The following is a 25,960-nucleotide window of genomic DNA, read 5'->3' as shown; positions in this document are numbered from 1 at the left end:
AAAAACTGATAAGTCACCATAATTCATCATCCTTTCTGTTCGGGATTTCCCATTCAGTATAGCAGATATGGGAGAAAAAGGAACCCACCAATACGGAGAATGAATATCACAGGCAGCAGATCGTCTGCAGATGAATACAAAAGCAGCAAATGTTACGATACTTCTTACGCAGTAATCTCGAGAGATGTAAACCCTGCGTAAAGCAAAGGTGATCAAAAAGAACTATATTTGTCATAAATATAAAGTTAATCCTTTTCAGGTAGCGAAAATAAGCTACAATTGAGGTATTCATGCTTTGGATATTAACGTTGTGTAAATCAGTACTCTCTCTCGATATAATAATCACTGCCCATCCATATTCGCTTGCGAACTTCTTCCCATTCCATCATTTTTACGTTGTTACGTGTTCCATAATCCATACATGCTGTATAAGATCAGTGCAGCCAAGGAGGAGACGGATGAAATTAAAACGTAAAGGTTCACGCTTACTGCGAAGTTATGTAGTTTCCTACCTGTTGATTTTTTGGATTCCCCTTATTGTGATTACCCTGCTGATCTACCATAGTGCAGTGAACAGTCTGCGCAGTGAAATTGAGCAGTCCAATGTGAATCAGCTCAATCATGTCCGGATGACGATTGATGGAAGGATGACCGAGCTGCGCGATATTGCCATTCGTATGAGCTATGATAACAATCTGACTCCCTATATGGTCAGACATCCCTATTACAGCAGCGAAGCGATCAAGACGCTGGACCGCTACCGGGCGAACAGTTCGATTATCGATGATCTGTTTCTGTATTTTCACGATGACTCGATCATTTATTCTTCTCAGGGACTGAGCAGTCTGAATGTGGTATTTGACAAGACCTATAAATTTGACGGATGGAGTGCAGCCGCTATCCAGCGTGATCTAAACAAGATTCGTTATCCGATGACACGTCCTGCCGAGCAGGTCAATCTGAATTCACGCCCATCTTCGATGCTGGTACATATGGTGCCGATCAAGCCGACGGATGCCTATTCTTATGCAACGGTCGTGTATCTGATCGATGAATCCCGTCTGACCGGGATGATGGACTCCATTCTGAGCGACTTCAAGGGCAACAGCTATATTTTTGATAATCATGGACAGGTGCTGACATCGAATAGGCATGATAAGGCAGTCAGTGCAGATGAGCTGGGTAGGCTGGCCGGTCTTACATCGGGCATTCATAATATGGAGCTGAATGGCAAGCAGCAGTCTGTCGTTGCCGTGCATTCGGAGGAGAATGGCTGGACGTACATTACAACGATGCCGAGCGACCAGTTCTTCAGCCGTATTTTCCATATTCAGACGCTGATTGTACTTATATTTGCCATGATTGCGTTAGCCGGTATACCGGTGGCGCTGCTGCTTGCGAGACGTCAATATGGTCCGCTGCGTGACCTGGTGGAATTTGCCCAGTCCAATGACAGGGATTTCTCCATTCAGCCGCCGGTATCGGCTTCGCATAATGAATGGGCCTGGATTCGGCAGACGCTGCATGATTACAGGGACCGGATGGATATGCAGGAGCCGTATGTACGACATCAGTGCCTGCTGATGCTGATGAAGCATGGGCAGCCCGAAGATGCAGAGACGCTGAGACTGATTGATACGCTGGGTCTGCGCGGAGAAGGTCAGCAGTATTTTGTGATGATCCTCTCAGGGGACTCGCTGGTTACGAATAATGACCCTCCTTCTGCGGAGCAGCATGCCAATGTGGAGCTGCTGGATGAGATGCTCAGTCCGTATCCGAGTCTGCCCGAGCTTCTGGCTGAATTGGAACTGAACGCGTTGCAGGCGCATATTTATGGTGTCGAATATTCTTCGAGCAACCGGCTGGCACTGGCCGTATGCTGGAGGCCGGGAGAGGCAGAGGATCGCCAAATTCAAATGACCGGGATTGTCGAAGCGGTGCGCGGTATTGTGTATAATCATTACTGTTCTCTGCCAACTGTAGGTGTCGGTACAAGCTATGCACAGCTGACCGAGATCAACCAGTCCTTTATCGAGGCTGCGACAGCAATGGAATACCGGGTCATCAGCGAGCAGGCCAGTGTCACTTATTTCTGTCAACTGCATGAGGAGACAGGCAGCAGTCATGGAGAGCAGTACTGGATCAGTCCGGAATCCCTGCTTAAGCTGTCCCAGAGTCTTAAGCAGGGCAATATACAGGTGGCTTCGCATATGATCCACAGCATTACTGCAGGTGTGCACGATCGCTCGCTGGCGCTGCCTCTGATGCGCTGCATACTATTTGATCTGCTGAATACGGTACTGCGCGCCGCTTCGGAAGCGGGACTGCTGAACAGTCTGCGCGATATGCCGCAGCTGTCCGGATTCGAAACCGCTGAGGAGTTGGAGCAGCGTCTGCAGCTGCTGGCAGTACGGATCTGTGAGTGCGCCGAGCACAAGCAGGAGACCGAGCAGGTCTCCATGATGGATCAGGTGGTCACTTATGTAAATGAACATCACTGCGATTATGCACTCAGTCTGGAAGGACTGGCCCAACAGTTTTCCATTTCCAGCTCGTACCTGAGCCGTACGTTCAAAGAGAAGACCGGGCAGACGTTCTCCCAGTATATCTGGCAGCTGCGCCGTGATGAGGTCATTCGTCAGATTACGGGTACGGCTGATCCGCTCAAGGATATTATTGTACGCGTCGGTTATCTGGATACCGCCAACTTTATCCGCAAATTCAAAAAAGAAATGGGATGCACGCCGGGGCAGTATCGCAAGCTTCATTCGGAAGAAGAGGCTACTGATCGCAAAGATTCCATCTCCTGATCCAATTACGAATGAATGCGGTTACATTTGAGCTGAGAATAGAGATCAACAGCAAATAAACCGTCCCGAATCTGCCGGAACGGTTTATTTGCTGTTATTCTAAAACACTAATGTTATCATTCTAAAACGTTAATACTGTCATTCTACGATAATGCTGCTGTGTCTCTAATACTGCAATTTCTCATTCATGCCATGCATTTCCTCATCCATCCTGATACCACTGCTGGCCAAATTAGAGTACCATCCAGCAGGTTTAGCTGGATTTCCAGCGGTCATACGCGGTCTGGTAAATCTCGATCATGCGGTCACTGCCCATTTGCTTGACCGTAGCCAGATAGTTGTCCCATCCGCTGAGCGGCTCTTGGCCGGTAACAAATTTGGCTTCCATCTGCTGCACATACGTATCCATATCCGAGCGCAGGCTGGAGATCTCGGCCTGTTCTTCCGGTGTCAGATACAGAATCGGGAATGGAGGCTGTGGATCATAGGCCAGGATTTTCTCTTCATTTTGCTTATCGACCCAGACATCGAATTCTTCTTTGAGTCCCTTTTGCAGATCAGTGCTCAGCAGGGTAGGAGCAGGTGTACCGTAGTTGGGTGTCAGCGTACCGCGATAATCTTCACGGCTGTTGAATTTGTCGGGAAGAGGAAGCCACTTTTTGGTATGGTCCTCCGCATTAACGGTCTCGTACATCAGACCTTCAGGTCCTTTGTCAAACAGCATCGCACCTTCATAACCATACATATAATCGACCCAGCGGATCGAAGCTTCCGGTGCCGGATTACTCTCTGTAATGGCAAATGAACCTGTGGATAATCCCGGATGAATGGCGACAGCCGGTTGATCTACGCTATCGCTTTTAACAGGAACAAACATCGGATCATTGGTAGTTGGTTCTCCGCCATGTGTAAAGTAGGCATGCCAGTCCTGAAACAATCCGACCTGATTATTTGCACCTTTGGCTTTTTTCTGTTCCGGTGTCTGGGAGAATGTCTCGTGATCCAGCAGATTCTCTTTCCACAAACGGTTCATATAAGTCAGGAATTCACGGTACCCATCCTCGGTACGGGCAAAGTGTACTTTGCCGTTGGCATCGTTATAGATATCCTCACCATAGATTCCCCATGCACCCAGCAGCCAGGAACGGATGTCGTCTAATTTAACCGATACGAGCGGAATTTCGTCTTTTTTGCCGTTGCCGTTCGGATCTTCATCACGTAAGCGAACGAGCAGGTCGTATAACTCTTCTGTCGTTTTTGGCAGTTTGTCTTCGCTGACCTTGAGCGCATCCAGGAACTCACCGTTGTACCACATCGGGCTGCGATACCAGATGCTCTGCTGATTGATAACCGGCAGGGAATAAATATGACCGTCCGGTGTCGTAATTGATTTGCGGATCTCCGGGTTGTCGTCCAGAATTTTCTTCAGATTGGGTGCATAATTGTCAATTAGGTCTTCCAGCGGGAGTAGAATGCCCTGACTTCCGTAGTTGACTTCATCCGCCTGGGTCAGCGAAGCGGCGTAGAAAATATCCGGATATTCACCGCTGGCAAAGGTCAGATTCTTTTTAGTCTCAAAGCTGTCGAGTGGAGGATTATCAAACTGGAAGGAGATGCCGCTCTTTTTTTCCATTTCCTGAAAAGCCGGCATATCCGCCCACTTTTGTACGCCTACATCGGGTCCCATCATGCGCAAAGTAACCTTTTCTTTGACGATCGGGAATCCTTCTTTATTCACATTGGCTGCCGACTCCTGGCTGCCGGCTTTCGGCTCAGCGGAATCCGAACAGCCGGCCAGCAGGGATGCGCCGAGTACAAATGACAGAACCACTGCTGCGGCTTTGGGTGCTCTGAAGCGGGTGAATCCGGATTTGGACGAATTGGAGCGAGAAGATGTGGAATGAGTCATAATAATCCTCCTTTAAATTCGTGGATAGGGTGCATCCAGCCTTAATGACACACTGTAATCAACCTTTGACCGAACCAATCATAACGCCCTGGACAAAATAGCGCTGCAAAAATGGATAGATCGCAATAATCGGCAGCGTCGAGATGATAATGACAGCATATTTGAGCAGGGCAGCTACATCAGCACGGGCATTCATCGCCATCGCTGTTTCACCGCTGGTAGCGGTACCAATTCCGCTGCTGTTCATCTCCTGCAGGACGAGAATCTGCCGCAGTACCATTTGCAGAGGATATTTGGCTTCATCATTCAGATAGACCAGCGCGTTGAAGTAGCTGTTCCAGTGGCCCACCCCATAGAACAAGGCCATAACGGCAATGATCGGCGAGGAGAGAGGGATCACGATTTTCCAGAACAGACGCAGATTGGTACAGCCATCAATATGGGCCGCTTCCTGCAGTTCTTTGGGAATCGTGGATTGGAAAAAGGTACGGGCGACGATAATGTTCCATACCGAAGCTGCTCCCGGCAGAATCAAAGCCCACATCGAATTGATCAGTCCCAGCTGCTTGACCAGCAGGTACGTTGGAATCAGACCGCCGCCGAAGAACATGGTGACCAGAAACATTCCCATAAAAAATCCGCGACCCACAAAATCGGAGCGGCTCAGTGCATACGCCGCCGGAATCGTAACCAGCAGATTCACCAGCGTACCGACAACCGTATACAGGATCGTATTGGCATAGCCGCGCCAGATGGCCTGGTTCTCAAATACACGCTGGTATCCTTCAAAGGTAATGCCTTTGGGCAGCAGCCACATTTCGCCTGAATTCACATACGTAGGTGAACTGATCGACGCACTAACAATGTATACAAGCGGATACAATACACAGAGCAGGGCAATTCCCAGGAACAGATACGTGAACAGCAGGAAGATGCGGTCTGTTTTGCTTTCCTTGATAACAGCAGCCATAGTGAAGTGCCTCCTTAGGATTCGGACATCGATGCCTCCCGGTTACCAGAGGCTGTTTTCACTTGTTTTCCGTGCGATCTGGTTAACAGCAATCAGCAGAATGGCATTGATCACCGAGTTGAACAGACCGACTGCCGTCGAGAAGCTGTATTGTACATTCAGCAGACCGGTACGATAGACAAAGGTATCAATCACATCCGAGGAACTCATATTCAGCGGATTTTGCAGCAGCAGTATTTTCTCGAATCCAACGCCCAGAATGCTGCCCACATTGAGAATCAGCAAAATGGTAATGGTCGGGATAATCGTTGGAATATTAATATGAATAATCCTGCGCCAACGGCTCGCTCCGTCCATGATCGCCGCTTCATGCAGCTGCGGATCAACCGCTGACAGTGCTGCCAGATAAATGATCGTTCCCCAACCGGTACTCTGCCATACGCCGGATAATACGTACATCGTCTTGAACCATGCCGGATCTGTCAAAAAGGCAGGAGCACTAAAACCAAGCCATTCGATAATATTGATAATGATGCCGGTGGACGGAGACAGGAATGTCACGATAATACCAGCCATAACGACCACCGAGATAAAGTGAGGGGCATAAGTGACCGTCTGTACCGTACGCTTGAACCAGCCGTTCTTGATTTCATTAAAAGCCAACGCCAGCAGAATCGGCAGCGGGAAGCCCACGATCAGTTGATAAAGGGAGATCGTCAGCGTATTGCGGATCAGATCCCAGAAATAATAGGAATGAAAGAAGCGGATAAAATGATCCAATCCGACCCATGGACTGTCCGTAATCCCACGGGCGGGCAAAAAGTTTTTGAACGCGATCTGAATGCCGTACATGGGTCCGTAATGGAAAATAAGGAAGTAGAGGAAAGCGGGAGCAATCAGCAGGTAAAGCTCCCAATTGCGTGAGATTCGTCTCCAAAGACTGTGTCTCCTGCTGCGTACCGAAGGTGCAGAGACCCCATCCATCTGAACTGTATCTGCCATATTTTTTGGCATCCTATTCCTCCTTTCTGGATAAAAAGCATGAACATGAATGCAATAGCGAGATCGGTCGATACATTGAGTGGTCTATACATTGCTTGTGATGTTCCCAGTGTAAAAAGCAGCCTGGTTTACGTAAATATGTGGAATGTGCCATACAGATCCCTTATAGAAGAAAACGGAAAAAGTACAGTGTATCCTTTCCAGTGGCGGTATGTACTCTTCTGGAAGATACTGAATATGCCTGTTCTGGCAATATGTAAAATATGATGTCATATCAAGCCTACTATGTTCTTTTGATATAGTGTATAGATTTATTGAAAGCCCTTTCATATCAAGGAGAATGCTTTTGCTGAATGTACATGTTAGTTATAAGCGTTTACATGTGTAAGGTAAAACGCAAAATCCGTTATTTGCTTCCATGACGATCGCTCAGCTCGCAAACAAAGCAGGATTGCAGGTTAAATCCCTTTTTAATCAGGGATAACAATAACATATTAATGAAGGATTAAAGGATAACAGTTTAGCCACCCCCGCTTTGCGTCTAATAGAGAGAGAAGACAATAAATCGAATGAAGGTGATCCTGATGAGCGATTATCATAATAAAGTAATGGAAAAGATTGTCGGTGTATTCAAGGATGAGCCGCAGGCAATTCATACTATCCGCGATCTCAAAGCTGCAGGTTTTGAAGAGCGGGATATTTCCATTCTGGCCAAAAATCCGGAAGACGCCAAAGCGATTGAGCGGGAGACCGGTGTTGATATTGAATATGAAAAAGAATCCAGCATGTCCGAGACGACCATCTTCGGAGGATTGGCCGGTATGCTGGCGGGTATTGGTACATTCGCTATTCCCGGAGTAGGTCCTATCCTGGCGGCAGGTCCGATTGTCGGTATGTTCACCGGTGCATTATTCGGTGCAGGAGCCGGCGGGCTGATCGGTGCATTAATCGGATATGGGATATCAGAAGAAGAAGCCAATCACTATAATGATCAGCTGGAGGATGGCAATATTCTCGTCCTCGTAGCAGAAGCGACCGGCAGAACAGAGGAAGTATATCGTATATTTCGTGCGAATCACGCCGCTAATTTATTTGAATGATTGAATAGTTAATCAAAAGGAATGGAAAAATTAACCTGTTTAATATTATATGAGGTGGTTAAGAATATAACAGGTTGAACAAAGCATGTAAGAATCCAGAACAACTTATTTATCTACTACCAAGGAGGATGAAAATGATGATGAACAACCAAAACAATGAAAATAACCGTAATATGGACTTGAACAATGAGACTCGTAAAATCGTAGGTGTATTTACAAACGAAAACGAAGCGAGCAACGCGATCCAGCAATTGAAGGATGCAGGCTTCTCGACAGATGATATCTCTGTAGTCAGCAAAAATCGCAAAGATGTTAAACATATAAATGAAGAAACAGGTACCAAGGCTCCTGAAGGCCTGGCTACTGGCGCAGCAACAGGCGGCGTGGTCGGCGGTGTAGCCGGACTGCTGGCAGGTCTCGGTCTTGCAGCCATTCCAGTATTCGGACCGATCATGGCAGCAGGCCCAATCGCAGTGACGCTGGCAGGTGCAGCAGCAGGGGCCGGTGCGGGCGGACTGGTCGGCGGTCTGATCGGGCTGGGTATTCCGGAAGAAGAAGCTCGTGAATATGAGACTAACGTAAATGAAGGTAACATTCTGGTTATGGTCGACAGTGCAGCAGGCAACCGCAGCCGCATCTACGACATTTTCCGCGCCAACAATGCGACTAACAGCCGTTACTATGATAACGAGACTACCATCCCGGATACTACAGCTACGAACACTACGCCTACACCATCCACTACGGTAAACGGCGCACCAGGAACATCCGCTACAGCAGCTACTGCAGCCAATATGGATGGCGTATTCGATTCCGGTGAAGACGAGCAAAGCCTCCGTCTGCGTGAAGAACGACTGGACGTAAGCAAAGACAATGTACGTACAGGTGAAGTGGAGGTCCGCAAGGAAGTAGTGGAAGAGCAAAAAACGATCAATGTACCGGTTAACCATGAGGAAGTGGTTATCGAGCGCAGAGCGATCAACAATGAAGTGACCAATGAACCGGTCGGTCAAAGCGAGCAAATCCGTATTCCTGTGAGTGAAGAGCAGGTTCATGTGGACAAACACAACGTCGTAACCGGCGAAGTGGAAGTGCACAAGCAGACTGTTCAAAATACAGAGCAGGTACAGGATACAGTGAAACGTGAAGAAGCGCGTATCAACCAGACTGGACAGCCGATTGTAAGTGGTGACCAGACTCGTACCACTACTACTGGAACTGCAGGAGTAACCGGTACGCCGGGTACTACCACCGGAGCAGCCGGCACAACCGGACGTGTAGATAACACACACGATGAGTCCCTCAAAGAGCGCGGTAAAGACATGCTGGAGAACGGTAAAGATGCGATCAATCGCATGAAGCACTAATTCGTTCTTCCAACGCCGTATAAATAGATATAAGGTTAAAAGCCTGCTGAGTATATACTCGGCAGGCTTTTTTCTGTGCAAATCAGACGGTTTTTAGAGCAGGGAAATAACGGAATCTCGGTTACGCGACTATTTATAGTGAGCCGCTGTGATCCTTTTATCAACTGCAATTCGAAGTGACCAGAGTTGCACAAGGGGAAGTTAGACGTATCTTTTTTCCATTTCAGGAAAAAGTAAATAAACCTTTGACGCTCCAGGCAAACGACATTATACTCAAATTATCGTTTATATACAATTCCTATGAGTTTAATAGGTTATAACTATGGAGAGAAATAAAATCCGACAGCTGCAAGCTGCTGGCTAACATTTTTAATTTATTGACCAACGGTCAAAGTGAAGAACAGGAGCATGAACATGACATTATACAGCAATACGATGGAACTGATTGGAAATACGCCGCTGGTTGAGATTAACGCTTATCATCTGCCGCGTGGTATACGGCTGTTCGCCAAGCTGGAATTCATGAATCCGGGGGGCAGTGTAAAGGATCGGGTAGGTCGTGCTCTTGTCCAGGAAGCATTATCAAGCGGTAAGCTGAAGCGCGGTGGTACATTGGTCGAAGCGACAGCAGGCAATGCGGGGATTGGCCTTGCCATGGCGGCGATTCATGAAGGCATCCGTGTTGTTTTCGCGGTACCCGAGAAGTTCAGCATCGAGAAGCAGATTCTGATGAAAGCACTTGGTGCGGAAATCGTCCATACTCCGACCGCGCTTGGCATGAGCGGAGCGATTGAGAAAGCGCGGGAGCTGGAACAGCAGATTCCGGATGCCTACTGTCCCGGACAGTTCAGCAATCCGGCCAATCCGCAGGCTTATTACGAGACGATGGGGCCGGAGATCTGGACCGATCTCGAGGGCAAAGTGGACGTGTTTGTCGCCGGTGCAGGCTCCGGTGGTACATTTATGGGCACTTCCAGGTATTTAAAGGAACAAAATCCCCAGCTCAAGACCGTGATCGTCGAACCGGAAGGGTCCATTTTGAACGGTGGACCCTCAGGTTCGCACAAGACCGAAGGGATTGGCATGGAGATGATTCCTGCTTTTATCGACAAGTCCTACTTTAATGCGATTCATACAATCAGTGATGAAGATGCATTCAACCGGGTCAGTGAGCTGGCGCGGCTGGAAGGGCTGCTCATCGGCAGTTCGGCCGGTTCCACACTTCATGCCGCACTGCTGGAAGCGGAGCAGGCGCCGGATGGAGCGCATATCGTAACCATTTTCCCCGATAGCAGTGAACGTTATCTGAGCAAGCACATTTATGAAGGAGGTATTTAATCTTATGAGACGCAAAACCAAATTGATTCATGCTGGCATTACCGGCGATCCCCATACAGGTGCAGTGAGTGTACCGGTATATCAGGTCAGCACCTACAAGCAGGAAAGTATCGGCGTACATCAAGGCTATGAATATTCCCGTACCGGTAATCCGACCCGGTTTGCCCTAGAAGAACTGATCAAGGATCTGGAAGAAGGGGAGCGAGGATTTGCCTTTGGTTCCGGTATGGCTGCCATCCATGCGGTATTTACCCTGTTCAACAGTGGTGATCATGTACTGCTGACCGATGATGTATACGGGGGTACTTATCGTATTTTCACCAAAGTACTGAGCCGCCTCGGTCTGGAATCGACTTTTGTGGATACAACCGATGCGGAAGCAGTCAAAGCGGCGATCCAGCCCAATACACGTGCGATCTATATTGAGACGCCGACCAATCCGCTGCTGAAGGTAACCGATATTCGTGCCATGGCGGATATTGGACATGAGCATGACCTGCTGGTTATCGTCGACAATACATTCGCGACGCCATACTGGCAGAACCCATTGACACTCGGTGCGAATATTGTGCTTCATTCGGCGACCAAGTATCTGGGCGGACACAGTGATCTCGTCGCCGGTCTGGCTGTGGTGAACAGTGAGAAGCTTGCCGATGAACTCCACTTTATCCAGAATGCGGTCGGAGGTATTCTCGGTCCGCAGGATTCATGGCTGCTGATCCGCGGCATTAAGACGCTGGGTCTGCGGATGGAAGCGATCGAACGCAATGCACGCGAGATTGTAAACTTCCTGTCACAGCATGATAAAGTGACCAAAGTCTATTATCCGGGTCTGGAGCAGCATCCTCAGCATGAACTGGCTTCCCGGCAGACAGGCGGTTACGGTGGTATCATTTCCTTTGATGTGGGCAGTAATGAAGCGGCCGAGCTGCTGCTGAGCCGTCTGCATTACTTTACCCTTGCTGAGAGTCTGGGCGCAGTGGAGAGCCTGATTTCCGTACCGGCACGTATGACACATGCTTCCATTCCCGAAGATCGCCGCGCTGAACTCGGTATCACGCCCGGGCTGATGCGCATCTCGGTCGGCATAGAAGATGTGGAAGATCTGATCGAGGATCTGAAGGCAGGATTGGAAGGCTAAGTAGATTATTATCGGCATACACAAAATCAATACATGGTTAAATGAATAAATAACAGCAATTCGGCATGATCTGATGTGGATGCTGTAGGATACAAGAGGCGGCTATCTATAAGCGATGGCTGCCTTTTTGGTATAGATTTCCGCAATGTAGAGGCTTGACGGCCGACTAGGTCACTGGGTAAGTCGCTTGCAGGTTGGGTAATAGCAGATAACAACGATTCAGGAGGTTATGAATGATTACATTTAAAAAGGTATCCAAGCGATATGAGGACGGTACAACTGCCGTTCAGCCGCTGGATCTTCATATTGAACAAGGGGAGTTTTTCGTGCTGGTCGGCCCAAGCGGATGCGGCAAGACGACCACCCTCAAAATGATCAATCGGCTGATCGAGCCGACCGAGGGCAGCATTTATGTGAACGGAACCGACAACAACACGATTCAAGTACATAAGCTTCGTCAGCAAATTGGCTATGTTCTGCAGCAAATAGCCCTGTTTCCACATATGACGGTAGAGGAGAATATCGCGGTCACTCCGGATCTGCTGCACTGGGACCGCAGCCGAACTTCCAAACGGATCGATGAACTGCTGCATATGGTAGGCATGGACCCTGCCGTGTTCCGCAGCCGCCGCCCGGATGAGCTGTCGGGCGGGCAGCAGCAGCGGATTGGTGTTATACGTGCTCTGGCGGCAGATCCGCCGGTGATTCTGATGGATGAACCGTTCAGTGCACTTGATCCGATTGCCAGGGAGCGGCTGCAGAATGATCTGTTGCAGTTGCAGCAGACGATCCGCAAGACCATCGTATTTGTCACCCATGATATTCAGGAGGCAGTCAAGCTGGGCGACCGGATTGCCATTATGAATGAGGGCATGATTATACAGGTGGACACTCCGCAGCGGCTGCTGCAGCAGCCGGCGAATTCTTTTGTAAAGCAATTTTTCCAGTCGATCCGTCAGGACGGAATGTCGATGTCCACCGTTTCCGGAAATGAGGGAACTCTATGAATAACAGCATCATAGATGTATTCCGCCAGCGCCAGGATCAGCTCTGGCAGGCGCTGACCGACCATCTGGTCATTTCCTTTACCTCACTGCTGATTGCACTCCTTATTGCCATTCCACTGGGGATCTTTATTGCCCGGCATCTGAAAATATCCGAAGGTGTGCTTGGTGTCACCGCTGTGCTGCAGACTATTCCGTCGCTTGCTCTGCTTGGACTGCTGATTCCGCTGCTTGGCATAGGTACAGTTCCTGCAGTTGTCGCGATTGTCATCTACGCACTGCTGCCGATTCTGCGTAACACCTATACCGGCATCCGTAAAGTCGATCCTTCACTGCTGGAAGCCGCCGATGCGATGGGTATGACTCGCAGCCGCAGACTGTTCAAGGTTGAACTGCCGCTGGCGATGCCGATTATTATGGCTGGTATTCGTACCGCGATGGTGCTGATTATCGGGACTACTACGCTGGCTGCTCTGATCGGTGCCGGCGGTCTCGGTGATATTATCCTGCTCGGAATCGACCGCAACGATACAGCATTGATTATACTGGGAGCTGTACCTGCTGCACTGCTCGCCATTGTCTTTGATCTGCTGCTGCGGATGATTGAGAAGAGCTCATTCCGCCGCTCGATCTGGCTAATGTCGGCTGCCGTAGTCGTTATTCTCGGCTTTACTGTTGTGCCGCTGTTTAACCAGTCGCAAAAAGATCTGGTCATCGCCGGCAAGCTGGGCGCAGAGCCGGAGATTCTGATCAATATGTATCAGGAACTGATTGAGCAGAATACGAATCTCAAGGTCGAGCTAAAGCCGGGCCTCGGCAAAACGTCATTCCTGTTCAATGCGCTCAAGGGCGGCGATGTGGACATTTACCCGGAGTTCACCGGTACAGCGATCTCGGAATTTCTGCATGAAGATGCGGTCAGCACCGATAGCGCTCAGGTATATGAGCAGGCCCGCGATGGCATGCAGCAGCAGTTCGGCATGCAGATGCTGGCACCAATGCAGTACAACAATACGTATGCGCTGGCTGTCCCGGAAGATTATGCTCAGCAGCATGATTTGAAGACCATCTCCGATCTGAGCAAAGTGTCGTCTCAGATCAAAGTCGGATTCACCCGCGAATTTGCCGATCGCAATGATGGTTATGTCGGCTTGGCCAAACTGTACGGCTTCAAATTTGCCAATCTGACTACCATGGAACCTAAGCTGCGCTATAGCGCCATCCAGTCGGGAGATATCCAGCTGATCGATGCCTACTCTACAGACAGCGAGCTGGCCCAGTACAAGCTGCGTGTACTGGAAGACGACAAAGGACTGTTCCCACCTTACCAGGGAGCGCCGCTGCTGCGCGCCGATACATCCGTACAGTACCCGGAAGTGACCGAAGCGTTGAATCAGCTGTCCGGCAAAATCACGGATGATGAGATGCGGCAAATGAACTACCAGGTTAATGTCGAAGGCAAACCCGCTGCCGAAGTGGCACGCACTTATTTGCAGCAAAAAGGATTACTAAAATAACGCTTCTCCCCTATCTATCTGTTCAATCTATACTCATAATTTGAGCAGAGCAGAGCAGAGCAGAGCAGAGCAGAGCAGAGCAGAGCAGAGCAGAGCAGAGCAGAGCAGAGCAGAGCAGAGCAGAGCAGAGCAGTAAAAAAACCGGCACCCCATCGGGAATAGCCGGTTTTTCCTTATTATCTATCCCTTGGAGCGTTCTCTGCTAAAGACATCCATTTTCAGCCTCCCTACCAAAAGATTAAATTTAATTTGCCCATTCCGCATCCCCGCCAATTGCGCTATAATGAAATGATGCAATTCAGCAGATACTATAGCTATCAAGGATTGTACTTTTAACCGGGTGGGGGAACAATTGGATTGAATACGTATCCTTTTACATTTGATCCGTCCCGTCCATTCATCCAGCAAGCAGGAGAATGGATTGCGGACGTGTTTTACGATATTTTGCCGGAAGCTGGTTTGGAGCTTCGTGACGAACAGATTTACATGGCCTTTCAACTGGAAAAGGCCTATGCTGAAAAGAAAACCATTTTTGCCGAAGCTGGTGTAGGGACAGGGAAGACACTCGTTTACCTGCTTTATTCGATCGCTTATGCACGTTATACTCGTCGTCCGGCGATTATCGCCTGTGCGGATGAATCCCTGATTGAGCAGCTGGTGAAGCCGGAAGGGGATATTCACAAGCTGGCCCGTTATCTGGACCTGAACGTGGATGCCCGTCTCGGCAAATCGCCGGATCAGTACATTTGCCTCAACAAGCTGGATGTAGTAAGAGCAGAGCCGTCGGAACATGATATGTACCGCGACATCTATACGGATCTGCCGGAGTTTGTCCATTACGCGGATACGATGCAGTCTTTCCGTCCATATGGCAACCGTAAGGATTACCCGGCCTTGGATGATGAGCAGTGGAGCAAGATTGGCTGGGATGTGTTTCAGGATTGTCTAGTGTGTCCTCAGCGTCACCGCTGCGGTCAGACGCTGTCACGGGACCATTACCGCAAAGCGACCGATATTATCATCTGTTCGCATGACTTCTATATGGAGCATGTATGGACGTATGAAGCGCGCAAACGTGAAGGACAGCTGCCGCTGCTGCCGGAACACAGTTCCGTTGTATTTGATGAAGGCCATCTGCTGGAGACAGCAGCGCAGAACGCACTGACCTACAAGCTCAAGCAGGCGTTGTTCGAGAGCATTGTCACTCGTCTGCTGGATGGTGAAGTGCGCGAGACACTGGCGGTAGCCGTGGAAGAAGTCATCGTGCAGAGCGATATGCTGTTCGAGCTGCTGGCTCGTTACAGCAAGCCGGTTCCGGGTTCGGACCGCAAGGATATTCACTGGAACAGCGAACTGCTGGCCCAGATTGCCCGGGTCAAGCAGCATATTGATGTGATCGAGGAAGAACTGGTATTTGAGAGCGGATTGTTCACCTTGGACGATTACCAGCTCAAGATTGTCGAAGAGCATTTGGAAATGATTCAGCTGGCTCTGGGACTTTGCCGTCAACAGGATCAGTTGATCTCCTGGGTAACCGGTGAAGATGAAGATCTGACCCTGGTCATTATGCCCAAGCAGGTCAAGGAAGTACTGGGCGAGATGGTATTTGCCCGTAAAATGCCGGTAATTTTCTCTTCGGCGACGTTGTCAGTCGACGGCTCGTTTGACTATATTGCCGACAGCCTCGGTATCGAGGAGTATCTGTCTTTTTCTGTCGCTTCGCCATATGACTACCAGGAGCAGATGAAGGCAGAGCTGATTAGTGATCTATACAGTCCAAGCAGCATGCAGTCGGTCAATGATCCTGCAGGCAAGCATGTGTCCATCAGCACAGCCGGTATACAGGGAGTCAGTGAACAGGAGATTCGCCAGCAGACCGAGCGGGTGATGAACTTGATCGAACAGAGCGGAGGACGTTCGCTGCTGCTGTTCTCCTCGATGCAGGAACTGGCTGCCTTCCGTCAGATGGTAGAAGGGATAGGGGTAACCCTGCCTTACCGGATGCTCTATGAGGGCACTGCCGAGATCAGTCATCTGATCTCTGAGTTCCAGCAGGAGGAGACGAGCGTACTGTGTGCCGTTACATTATGGGAAGGCCTGGATATTCCGGGACCATCATTGTCCCATGTAATTATCTGGTCACTGCCATTCCCTCCCAATGATCCGGTGTTCGCTTCACGTCGTCAAGAAGCGGCAGATGCATTCCATGCAGTGGACATGCCGTATATGATGCTGCGTTTGCGCCAGGGCATTGGTCGTCTGATCCGTTCTCGTGATGATAGCGGCCGGGTATCCATCTTTGGTCGGGAGTTGCTGCAGGACGATGTGCGCCATGCAGTCGAACAGCTGCTGCCGTAATCACGTATCCGCGCTGCGCAGGAACAATATGGTTTGTGCCATCATATCAAAAGTGCATATTATAAATATAAAACAGCCAGGGTGTATAACTATGCACCCTGGCTGTTTGTATGAAGATCAATATAATCGTAGTTACATTAGAAAAAATGATATTCCAATATGTTTTAAAAATTATATTTAATTATCTATTTTGTTAAAAATAATAAAAAATTATAATATTTACAATTAATTACTAAGCAAATATAATGTATTAAAAAGTGGAAATTAATACATAATAATAATCCATTTAAACTAATTGCTAAAGCGGGTGAGTTATTCAGTGGAAAAAGAGAGTGCAGCCGAGTTACTTTTTGGGAGTATACAGGAGCGATCCAGGCAAAGGAGAGAATCACAAAATATTTTGTTTTATCTTTTAAGCAGGTTTTCCTCATTATCGGGAACAAGCATATACAACTTTGCTATCAGTTTTTATGTGCTGCATATAACAGGGTCAGGCCTCGGTTTTGCATTGACGCTTGCTTTGGGAACTATACCAGCCATTTTATGTGGACCCATTTCCGGAGTGATTTCTGATCGTATTGATCGCAAAAAAATTATTATATGCATGGATATCTTAAGCGGACTGATTGTGTTTACAATGCTGGCAGCCTCTATGCTGGATCAACTGAGTCTGATGTACATATATATTACGACAGTACTATTGGCAATTTGCCACACTTTTTTTGATACTTCCATTGGGGCTTCCATTTCCAATATAGTAAAAGTGGAATCCCTCCCTAAAATTAATTCATGGAATGAAATGGTCACTTCTTTGACTAATATGATTGGTCCCTTTTTAGGCGGTTTTATTTTTGCCCTTATCGATATTCGAATTTTTCTTCTCCTAAATGGTATTTCTTTTATACTATCCGCGATATTAATCAAATTTGTTAACTTTAAGCTTAATCTTCCCCTCACCGATGAACAACACACAAAAAAATTACCATCCAATAATTTTATGGCCGAATTGAAAGAAAGTCTTACATATATCAAAACGGAAAAATGGCTCAAAGTGTTAGTTGTGTTTTTTATGTTTATAAATTTTTTTATGATTTTTGGTATTACGATACCCATCCCTTTCATTGTAAACCAGGTATTACACTTTTCTTCGGTTCAATTTGGCATTGTTGAAGCTATGTTTCCTCTAGGTATGCTTGCAGGAGCTATTCTCTTTTCTGTAATAGGAGTTAAAAAAAGTAATTTTAAAAAGATGATTTTGAGCTTTTTTATTCTGGATATCGGTGTGCTTGCTGCCGGGATTTTAACTTATCCGGTTTTTGAATTATCAACATCACAGTATTGTCTAGTCATTTCCATTCTGTTTTTTATTATTTCCGCCGCCGTACCGTGCATAATGATTCCGATTAACGTAGTGCTTCAAAGCAAAGTTCCGGATTATATGAGAGGAAGAATATTCGGGTTGCTAGGCATGCTGTCCACCTTGTTGATTCCTTTAGCCAGCATTTTATCAGGCATTCTGCTGGATCTGATTCCTGGTTATGCATTACCTCTTAGCGCAAGTCTGCTTCTGCTCATTTCCACTTTACTGATGTACAGAAATAAAGAACTTCGTAAATTAAATTTTTAATTATGAATTTGTATAATCTGGAGGGGTAAAAGTGATGTTGGATCAGTTTGAGCAAAGGGTGAACGTGATGCCCAATTCACCTGCAGTCGTTACAGCAGAAATAAGTTATAGCTATATGGACGTACACAGGATTTCCAATCAGATAGCTGGCTGCATGAAGGTTGCAGCCGCCATAGACATACTAAACGACCAAGAGAGGGCAGTACTGCTATTTGAACACGGTGCAGATATGATTGTAGCTATGCTGGCCTGTATAAAAGCAGGAGTAACCTATATTCCCATTGACTCGACATATCCTTTCTCAAGAGCGGCTTATATAGCCGAACATGCAGAACCGCATTACATAATTACAAATAATAAAAATGTAGAGAGGGCCTTGAAATTATTACAGACGTTACATCATCCTGTACCGATCATCAATATAAATGAACTGCAGAACAGTTATGATTACAATTATTTAAATCATACTGCCAGAGAAAACGCTGCGGCTTACATATTGTATACATCGGGTTCAACCGGAGAGCCCAAGGGAGTTATTCAGACATATAAACATATGATTTTTTATATTGAAAATTATATTCATGCCGCGAATATTATGCCTGCAGATCGGCTTACTCTATTTTCCTCCTATATACATGATGCTTCGATTATGGACATATTTGGTGCACTTTTTGCCGGAGCTACCCTATACCCAAAAGATATCCGATATATGGCTGATGACGAGTCTTTGGGTAAATGGTTGTTCAAAAACCGAATCACAATTTGGCATTCTGTACCTACCCTGTATAGATATTTTATAAAAGAACTCGATGAAAATGTAATATTGCCACAGCTGCGTCTGGTCGTGCTGGGTGGTGAAGCGGTTATTCCCTATGATGCGGAAAGCTTATTCGAAAAGATTCCCCATGCTCAGTTGTACAATTTATACGGACAAACAGAATCTTCTTTTAATTCCGGAATCAGTGTATCGGTGAATGAGGTACAAAACAGCTCCCTGCTGGGTACACCTGTTCCTGGACTTGATTTGATAGTACTGAATGAAACAGGGAAAATGATTGAACCAGGAGAAACGGGAGAAATCCATGTAAGCAGTGATCATATTTCACCAGGTTATTGGAAAGATCCAATTCGTACCAACATTGCATTCAAAAAACATCCATTATATGGAAAGATTTATGCTACTGGTGATCTGGGCCTCTTACTGGACAATGGGATGATCCAATTTAGAGGGCGTAAAGATTTCCAAGTGAAAATCAGGGGTTATCGTGTGGAGACGGGAGAAGTAGAGAGTGTGCTGCTTCGTTGTCCTGAAATCAATAAAGCTGTAGTGGTAACCGCTCCTCTGTTTTATAAGGAATCGTCGCAGTCTCAATTGTATGCTGTACTGCAGGGAGAAAATCTGTCCGAAGAAAAAGCAAAGAGATATCTGGCAGAATATCTTCCCGAATATATGCTGCCTTCACGTTGGCTTATCGTAGATCAGATACCAACTACTGTGACAGGTAAAACCGATCGCAAAAAAATTATGGAATTGTTCGCAGATCAGCATGCCTCTTCTTCAAATGAAGTGGCAGCTACAAAAGAAGAACAAATGCTGTCCGTTATCTGGCGTAATATTTTAAAGGTCGAACAGGTTTATATGCAGGATGATTTTTATTATCTGGGTGGAGATTCATTGAGTGGGCTACGTATGGCGGCCGAGATTCGCAAAACGTTTAATGTGAAAATAAAACTAGGGGACATTTTTGCCAATCATACTATTCAGAAAATGGCTGATTTTATTCGGAATTCAAGTACGGACGGAAACGAACAGCGAGAAAATGCAATTACTGTATTCAAAAGGAACGAAGGCAGTGACTATCCTGTATCTTCCATGCAGAAGAAACTGATCGCAATTCAAATCAATGATCCGTATTCTATTGCCTATAATGAATCCAAGGCCTATCTGGTAACAGAGGGCAGAATGGAACCGAACAGGCTGGCTGAAGCTGTAAAAAGTCTGATCAACCGTCATGAATCATTACGGACCAGCTTTGTAATCAATGATGTGGAATTTAGACAGAAAATAGTTCCATTTATTGCTGATGTAGATTCTGTTTTCACATATATACCGTGTACACATAATCATGATTTGTCAGTGGAAACGGCAGCCCTCCGAATAAAATCTTTGATTACGCCTTTTGACCTTCAAAAAGCTCCATTGATTAGAGTAACTCTTCTGGAAGAGAATAATCTTCAGATGATAATGATAGATATACATCATATTGTTGCAGATGGATTGTCCTTATCCATTTTGATTAAAGATTTGCTGGCTATTTATGAAGAGCGGGAGCCAGAAAAGCCATCATTGTCTTATCTGGACTATATACTCTGGAATAAAAAAAATGATAATGAAGAAAGAAAAAAAGAATTAGAAGCTTTTTGGAACCAGGAACTTGGTAATTCTGTGCCGAGATTGAATCTTCCGATAGATGAAAGTCGCCGTACAACTGCATCCGCTATTAAAGGGGGCAAACACTTTTTCGATTTAGATTACTCACTTAGTGAAAATATTGCTGATTTTGTTAAAGAGCAAGCAAGCACGGAATATGCCCTTCTATTATCTGTTTTCTCTATCGTTCTTTCAAAATATTCAGGTCAGCAGGATTTTGTAATAGGTACGCCTGTATTGGGAAGAAGTCATCCTGATCTAGAAAACAGTGTAGGCATGTTTGTAAACAGTATTGCGCTGCGAATAAAGCCTGAGGATGATCTTGGATTTAGGGAATTTATGAGGAATACCAAAAAACGTGTGACAGAAGCTTTTGAACATCAGGATTATGATGTTGGTGAAATGGCTCACCGCCTTAATATGCAAACAGAATACAGGCATCATCCTTTATTTGATGTGTTTTTTTCAGTGCAAAATTTTAATACAGATACATGGTCAGGGCAAAATTTTACTATGAAAGAACTGTCAATAGATAACGGTACTGCCAAATTTGATTTAACTTTCATTATCGGTCGGTATGGATCGGAATTAAAAGGATTTATCGAATATAACAAAGATTTGTATACGGAAGAATTTATAAAGTCCTTGATGGGGCATTTTACTCAGGTGCTAAAAATAGTGCTGGATGAGGACAATATTCGCCTTGCTCGGATTTGCCTTTTGAACGAGCAGGATAAAAATCGGATTTTGCATGTATTTAATGACACCAAAAAAATGTATCCACAAAGCAGTACGATTTCAGAGCTGCTTGAAAAGGCTGTGACAGGCAGAGAAACGTTGCCGGCTCTGATTGCAGGATCATCAATCTGCAGTTATGGAGAATTGAACGAAAAATCCAATCAGATTGCTTGTTGTCTACGCAAGAAAGGAATAGGTCGGGGAAAAATCGTTCCAATTATTTGTGATACGGATATAAATTCTATTATTTCCATGGTTGGAGTATTAAAAGCAGGAGCAGCATATCTGCCTATAGATAAACATTATCCTCTTTCCCGAATTCAATACATCGTTGAGGACAGCAGGTCAACGCTTATTATGGGTGACTATATTTGGGCAGAAGAAGCTGGCTTGAACATGATGTCTGTTGAAATTATGGATATAACGGCACCGGAAGTCAGTCTGGCAAGTAGACAGAATATGAAATCGACCCATACTCCGGAAGATACGGCTTATATAATCTATACTTCTGGAACAACTGGCAATCCTAAAGGAGTATGCATCAGCCATCGTGCCCTGGCCAAAATGGCTATTAATACCAACTATATAAAAATTTTTTCCGGTCATTCATTAATGCAGGCAGGGTCTTTATCATTTGATGCTTCTGTGCAGCAAATATGGCTCGCTCTTTTGCATACCGTGCCTTTGCATCTGGTTTCCAAACAACTATTGCTGAATACGGATGAATTGTCTGCCTATATACAGCAGCAGCAAATCACCCATTTAATTTTTCCTACCACTTTTTTCAACCAATTCAGCCAATCACAGCCTGAAGCATTTGAAAAAGTGAAATATGTGATTGCCGGCGGTGATGTAATTTCCAGCAGGCAGGTCAATCATCTTCTAAGTAGATTTCCTGAAATAGAAATTATTAACGGATATGGGCCTACGGAAAATACAGTCATATCTACTTCATTTCATATGAAAGGCAGCTGGGATGAACAGCAAAGTATACCGATCGGTAAGCCGGTTAGCAATTCTACTGCTTATGTCATGGATCGCAATCACCAGCTGCTTCCTATAGGAATTCCTGGTGAACTTATTCTGGGGGGAGACGGTCTGGCTTCAGGTTACTGGAATAAACCGGAATTAACTGCTGAGAAATTTATCGTACACCCTTATATGGATGGTGAGCGATTGTATAAAACAGGGGATTTGGTTCGTTGGCTGCCGGATGGGAATCTCGAATTTCTTGGCCGGATTGACCGACAGGTGAAGATTCGTGGGTATAGAGTGGAAATTGCCGAAATTGAGAAAAAGTTAGGAAATTATATTGGAATTAAGGAAGCGGTAGTTATCGCTATACCGGATGCATCAGGGGATAACGCACTTTATGGATATATAGTAGCGCATAATAACATTCAATTGAATATGTCAGGTCTGCGTACAAGCCTGGAACAGGATCTTCCCGAATATATGATTCCGGCTCATATACAGATTCTTGACCAGCTGCCTTTGACACCGAATGGAAAAATTGATACAAAAGCGCTTCCCAAGCCGGAATTTCATTCCGTCACAAAAGATTATGTGTCTCCACGAACCGATACTGAACGGACGATAGCAGAAGTATGGCAAGAACTTTTGGGCAGGGACAAAATTAGTGTGACAGATAGCTTTTTCAATACAGGTGGAGACTCCATCAAAGCTATTCAAATTGTCTCGCGATTGCGTCAGCATAATATAAAGATATCAGTAAAAGATATGATGCAGCAGAAAACGATTGAAAAAATTGCCCGGCAGGCGTCAATTCAAAAATCCGATCTCTCTCAGGCAGCTGTGGAAGGCGCTGTTTGCTGGACACCTGTCTTAAAGGAATTTATAACAAATAACAGTCAGGCAGCTTTTAAGCAGTTCAATCAATCTTATATGTTCCATTCTGTGAATACACTGGATAAGTGGGCTGTTGAACAGGCGCTCAAAGCACTTGTAATGCACCATGATGCATTACGATTGGCCATCCTGCCGGAACACGATAATGCAGATGAAATGAATAACAACTCACTTCCTCGGTTATACAATCGCAGTACAGCGGTAGAAGAGCGTTTATTGTTTAAGGTGGATTACTTTGACTTAAGCAGCTCCGTTCATATTGAACAGGAAATAATGAAAGAAGCGGATAAATTGCAGTCCGGCACGGACCCGTATAACGGAACTATGTTGCGAGCAGGTATTTTTAGAACCGATGCCGGTGATTATTTGCTGCTCATTATACATCATGCAGCAGTCGACGGTGTGTCCTGGAGAATTTTATCGGAAGATTTCGCTATATCTTATCAGAATGCACAGGCAGGAAGGAAAGCAGGTTTACCTGCGAAGACAGCTTCTTTTCAAGGCTGGGCAGCTTATTTGAATGAGTATGCACAAAGCTCCAAACTGTATACCGAAACAAGATACTGGAAATCAGTTGTGAAGCAAATCCAAGACATGCAGCAGCCAAAAACAAGTACAAAACAAAAAGATTTTGCTTCACGGGTAGTGACTTTGGATGAACAGACTACGCTTTCCCTGCTGACCGATTCTCATAAGCCTTACGGAACAGAAGTCAATGATCTGCTGCTGACCGCTCTTGGGCGGGCTTATCATACCTGGACAGGCCGGGACAAGATGTCTTTAATGCTGGAAGGTCATGGACGAGAAGAGTTGAGAGGGGATGAAATACAGGAATTGGATATCACCCGGACAGTTGGCTGGTTTACGAGTCTTTATCCGGTCGTTTTGAGTATAGGTGATAAAGAGCCGGCAATGACTATCAAAAAAACGAAAGAAACATTGCGTCGTATTCCGAATAAAGGAATTGGATATGGTATTATTCGACATTTAACGGATCGCGCCAATCAGGAGGAATATAAAGTCGATGTGCCAATCAGCTTTAATTATATGGGACAGTTTGATCAGGGAGACAAACAAGAATGGCTAAATTATTGCAATTTTGCGAAAGGAACCGAGTTTCATCCTGAAATGACTTTTGACCAAAATATTCATATCAATGGAAAAGTTCAGCAGGGGAGATTAAAACTGATACTGGAATACAATCACAATATGTATACCGATGAAACTATTATGGCATTTTGCAAAATGCTTAAGCAGTCTTTTGAACAAATCGTTTATTTTACGACACATACAGATATTGTGGAACGTACGCCTTCCGATTATGGGCTCAACGAGTACAGTATAGAAGAGCATACAGAAATTATGCGGGAAGTAGCTGCACTGCACGGGGAATTTGCAGAAGTTGAATCGATCGACTTTTTGACACCGATGCAGGAGGGGATTTTTTATACCTATCTGAAAAACAATGCAACTACAGCCTATGTTATTCAGACACCGATACAACTGACCGGAACAATTAACCATGTGCTTCTGGAAAAGTCTTTTTCGATACTGCTTGATAGACATGCAGTGCTCAGAACAATGTTTTTGGATCACTGGAGGCATTCCTGCCAGATTGTTTTAAAAAGACCTGCAGCATCGATATCGTTTTTGTGTCTTATGGATTGCCTTGATCAGGAGGAAAAGCTGACCGAGTATAAACAAAAATGTATTGAAAAAGGATTTGAATTACGAACAGATATCCTTATAAATCTTCACCTTATACGACTTCAGGAAACAAAGTATATCTTATTAATTAATGTACATCACATTATTATGGATGGTTGGTCAATCGCATTAATAATGAATGAATTGTTGACCATTTACGACAAACTAAGTAATGGGCAAACAGTATATTTACCGGCGACACCCGACTACCGGGATTATCTGGATTGGCTGTACCGACAAGATTTGGCAGCAGGACTCAAGTATTGGGAATCAAATTTGCAAGGGTACCAGACGTCTGCGCGACTGCTGCCTGATCTGGATGGCAAGGCAGGTTACGACGATGGTTTGTGGAGCCGGTCACTTGGCGTGGAATTAAGCCAACAAATTAAACAGCTGGCCTGGGACCATGAGATAACGGTCAATACAGTATGCCAGACGGTATGGGCCATCCTGTTACAAAAATACAACAATAGTATGGATGTGGTATTCGGTACCGTTATAGCAGGAAGACCGGCAGAACTAAGCGGAATTGAATCCATGATTGGGATGATGATCAATGCTGTTCCGATAAGAGTACTATGTCAGGAAAACTCTACTGTTCACGAAGTGCTGACAAGTGTCCAACAGCAGGCCAATATGTCACAGACCTATAACTATGTAAGTTTGGCCGAGATACAAAAAAACAGTGTTTTGAAACAGGACCTTATTCATCATCTTACCGTATTTGAAAATTATCCTGATGCTACAGACCATAATCAGTTTACTGAATTTCATTTTCATCGTGAGACATCAAGAGAACAGACTGGTTATGATCTCAGCATCGCATTCAGTATGAACGAAGAACTCGTGCTGGATATTATGTACAACAACAACCAATACTCCAACTACTATATTCAAAAAATAGCCACCCATTTGATATTGATATTTAAGCAATTTGCCGAAGATACCAATCTATCTGTAAAAAAGATTAGTCTTCTTGATGAAACTGAAAAAAGCCAGCTTCAACGAGAGATAGATGCCAGAAAAAAACTGCTGGAGCAAAATGAAAGCTTTGAATTCAATTTCTAATATG

At 45.7% G+C, this 25,960-nt stretch carries 12 protein-coding genes and 1 pseudogene; 10 read left to right on the top strand and 3 right to left on the bottom strand.

The window, feature by feature from the left end; genetic code table 11:
* Positions 1 to 458: 458 nt before the first annotated feature.
* Positions 459 to 2,810, top strand: coding sequence for a helix-turn-helix domain-containing protein (locus M1D61_RS11925; protein ID WP_458118728.1), 2,352 nt, complete (start codon positions 459 to 461; stop codon positions 2,808 to 2,810).
* 253 nt (positions 2,811 to 3,063) lie between these two features.
* On the opposite strand, the gene M1D61_RS11920 is transcribed toward M1D61_RS11925, so the two are convergent.
* The 3 genes from M1D61_RS11920 to M1D61_RS11910 are packed head-to-tail and all read right to left on the bottom strand — an operon-like array spanning position 3,064 to position 6,673.
* Positions 3,064 to 4,719 (bottom strand): extracellular solute-binding protein, encoded by a 1,656-nt coding sequence (locus M1D61_RS11920; protein WP_458118727.1) that lies wholly within the window; start codon positions 4,717 to 4,719, stop codon positions 3,064 to 3,066.
* A gap of 58 nt (positions 4,720 to 4,777) precedes the next feature.
* Positions 4,778 to 5,689, bottom strand: a complete 912-nt coding sequence (locus tag M1D61_RS11915) for a carbohydrate ABC transporter permease (RefSeq protein ID WP_458118725.1) — start codon at positions 5,687 to 5,689, stop codon at positions 4,778 to 4,780.
* A gap of 42 nt (positions 5,690 to 5,731) precedes the next feature.
* Positions 5,732 to 6,673 carry an ABC transporter permease gene (locus M1D61_RS11910; protein WP_458122493.1) on the bottom strand — a complete coding sequence of 314 codons (942 nt, stop codon included), beginning with the start codon at positions 6,671 to 6,673 and terminating at the stop codon, positions 5,732 to 5,734.
* A gap of 602 nt (positions 6,674 to 7,275) precedes the next feature.
* On the opposite strand from M1D61_RS11910, the gene M1D61_RS11905 reads away from it, so the two are divergent.
* The 9 genes and pseudogenes from M1D61_RS11905 (at position 7,276) to M1D61_RS11865 (ending at position 25,956) form a co-directional block, all read left to right on the top strand.
* Positions 7,276 to 7,791 (top strand): general stress protein, encoded by a 516-nt coding sequence (locus M1D61_RS11905; RefSeq protein ID WP_458118723.1) that lies wholly within the window; start codon positions 7,276 to 7,278, stop codon positions 7,789 to 7,791.
* Positions 7,792 to 7,925: 134 nt separating this feature from the next.
* A complete protein-coding gene (locus M1D61_RS11900) occupies positions 7,926 to 9,158 on the top strand; it encodes a YsnF/AvaK domain-containing protein (RefSeq protein WP_458118721.1) in 1,233 nt (410 codons plus the stop codon).
* A gap of 414 nt (positions 9,159 to 9,572) precedes the next feature.
* Positions 9,573 to 10,496, top strand: coding sequence for a PLP-dependent cysteine synthase family protein (locus tag M1D61_RS11895; RefSeq protein ID WP_458118720.1), 924 nt, complete (start codon positions 9,573 to 9,575; stop codon positions 10,494 to 10,496).
* Positions 10,497 to 10,500: 4 nt separating this feature from the next.
* Positions 10,501 to 11,637 (top strand): bifunctional cystathionine gamma-lyase/homocysteine desulfhydrase, encoded by a 1,137-nt coding sequence (locus tag M1D61_RS11890; protein ID WP_458118719.1) that lies wholly within the window; start codon positions 10,501 to 10,503, stop codon positions 11,635 to 11,637.
* A gap of 233 nt (positions 11,638 to 11,870) precedes the next feature.
* Positions 11,871 to 12,578: pseudogene (locus tag M1D61_RS11885) on the top strand (ABC transporter ATP-binding protein); the annotation flags it as partial.
* A gap of 62 nt (positions 12,579 to 12,640) precedes the next feature.
* Positions 12,641 to 14,158, top strand: a complete 1,518-nt coding sequence (locus M1D61_RS11880) for an ABC transporter permease/substrate-binding protein (RefSeq protein WP_458118718.1) — start codon at positions 12,641 to 12,643, stop codon at positions 14,156 to 14,158.
* A gap of 357 nt (positions 14,159 to 14,515) precedes the next feature.
* On the top strand, positions 14,516 to 16,516 hold the full coding sequence (locus tag M1D61_RS11875) for an ATP-dependent DNA helicase (RefSeq protein WP_458118716.1): 2,001 nt from the start codon (positions 14,516 to 14,518) through the stop codon (positions 16,514 to 16,516).
* 319 nt (positions 16,517 to 16,835) lie between these two features.
* Positions 16,836 to 18,143, top strand: a complete 1,308-nt coding sequence (locus M1D61_RS11870) for an MFS transporter (RefSeq protein WP_458118715.1) — start codon at positions 16,836 to 16,838, stop codon at positions 18,141 to 18,143.
* Positions 18,144 to 18,177: 34 nt separating this feature from the next.
* Entirely contained in the window at positions 18,178 to 25,956 is a 7,779-nt protein-coding gene (locus M1D61_RS11865; protein ID WP_458122492.1) for an amino acid adenylation domain-containing protein, read from the top strand.
* The last annotated feature ends 4 nt before the right edge of the window (positions 25,957 to 25,960 follow it).

The organism is Paenibacillus sp. Z6-24 (assembly GCF_054161335.1).
This window is presented reverse-complemented; position numbering and strand designations above follow the sequence as displayed.